This window comes from Secundilactobacillus hailunensis (assembly GCF_005405185.1).
Lineage (GTDB): Bacteria > Bacillota > Bacilli > Lactobacillales > Lactobacillaceae > Secundilactobacillus > Secundilactobacillus hailunensis.
In genome coordinates this window covers 1-1,607 of the sequence record NZ_BJDO01000103.1, presented here as the reverse complement: position 1 = coordinate 1,607, position 1,607 = coordinate 1, and the positions used below count along the sequence as shown (strand labels likewise).

Sequence of the window (1,607 nt, the reverse complement as noted above, 5' to 3'; positions counted from 1 at the left end):
CGTATTTTTTTGGAACGCGTCTGGTTCAAACCATTGTCCAAAAAACTGCCAACTAAAAAAGCACCTAGACCAATTGAGGTCTAAGTACTCCTATAAATCTAAATCAACTCTACTTGACGAAGCGCCATTTTTCCGAGAGCTATTGGTGGTGTGCTGATTTCATCAAAGATTCAGACTATGAGTATTTCTATATAACATATTAGTTATACGCCGTTTGAAGCAGGTAGAAAGCTGACTAAAGTTTCTTTTTCTCTCCACGCCATACCATGCCAATACTTTCTGGCATAGTTGGCTGGAAATCAAATTTCTCATAGAGTCGATCTGCGGGAACGTCAGCAATCAAGGTAACCGTGGCATCAGTTGGGACGTGTGTTTGCAAGTAAGCTTGGATGTGTTGCATCAGTTTCGTACCTAATCCCTGATGTTGTTCAGCCGGTAAGACCGCCACATCGACAATCTCAAAAAAGGTAGCACCATCGCCAATTAGTCTAGCCATTCCAACCAACTGGTTATTTTTACGAATACTAACGCCCATAATGCTGTTTTGCAGACCAATAGTTGCAGACTCTAATCGACGTGGGGTTAATCCGGCAGCTTTTCGTAATTCACAAAATTCGGCAGGTGTGGGTAAGACCTCGTTTACTTGGTAATCTTCAGCGTTCATTATTTTATTTCTCCCTTAAAAAGTTAGTAAATTCACTCAAATTTTAAACTGTAACTGCTATGAATTCAACCAGGTGAGGTTGTTAATACTAGCTGAATGGACGTGAGATTCTCTGTCACGTTGATTTTTTACAGGTGAGCACTCGCCAAGAGTTAGCCACGGTAATCATTGGCATGGTTGAGGATATCTGGGAACTATTTGGCCGTGAAGATAACTATCAGTCTTTTATCATCACCGTTCGTAATAGTATGTTGTTAACGAAAAAGGGTACCGATTGGCTTAGACAGTATACGAATATCTTGCAAAAACAGATCATTCAGGCGTTAGCGTCCGTGGGAGAAACGTTGGGTTATTCAAAAGAGCAAATTCCAGGAGTGTTTATAAGTGGCGTCAGTTGAGAAAACTCGGTATTTTAATGCCGAGATGAATCAACGTCTTGGACGTCCACCGTTGTATCGGTCCAATTGTGAGTCAACGTATTGAACTATTGTTTCTTTTGAAGTATTACCAAAGGTACTCATAAAGAAGCTAAGAGACCATAAATGTCTGCCCCAGAGTGATTTTTGGGTTTGTGGAAACTGAATAAACCATAAACCACCTTTAAAAGCTTTAACGATTGAAGATGGCGCTGACTTAGGTGGAAAGCTGGTCACCATCTGAACCTGGTCAGGCATTACCTCCATGTGAGATAGCTCAACCGAGTTTCTTTCAGCCTTTCATAGTATCAACTTGTTTTTCAGTCGTAAATATCTTTTTACTACTTGGCAGTCCAAACCAGTTGAAAGTTAAAATCAGACACATTTGTATGTTCGTACTTAATCATACGTTTACCTAATTTCGCTGATATATAGCCACTTATATTCATTTTTAGTATACCATTATGATATACTAAAAATGGAAAAGAGGTGAAGTTATATGACTTTAAAAGGGATCAAATTACGGC

Annotated in this window: 3 protein-coding genes; 1 reads left to right on the top strand and 2 read right to left on the bottom strand. The window is 39.5% G+C overall.

Translation table 11 applies throughout. The features are described 5' to 3' along the window. Positions 1 to 235: 235 nt before the first annotated feature. Positions 236 to 664, bottom strand: a complete 429-nt coding sequence (locus tag FFM73_RS12480) for a GNAT family N-acetyltransferase (RefSeq protein ID WP_171001299.1) — start codon at positions 662 to 664, stop codon at positions 236 to 238. A 134-nt stretch (positions 665 to 798) separates the two neighbouring features. Here FFM73_RS12480 and FFM73_RS12475 point away from each other — a divergent pair, with 134 nt between their 5' ends. Beyond that, positions 799 to 1,062 (top strand): hypothetical protein, encoded by a 264-nt coding sequence (locus tag FFM73_RS12475; protein WP_137631938.1) that lies wholly within the window; start codon positions 799 to 801, stop codon positions 1,060 to 1,062. Positions 1,063 to 1,092: 30 nt separating this feature from the next. On the opposite strand, the gene FFM73_RS13060 is transcribed toward FFM73_RS12475, so the two are convergent. After that, positions 1,093 to 1,320, bottom strand: a complete 228-nt coding sequence (locus tag FFM73_RS13060; RefSeq protein WP_235874518.1) for a transposase — start codon at positions 1,318 to 1,320, stop codon at positions 1,093 to 1,095. Positions 1,321 to 1,607: the final 287 nt, after the last annotated feature.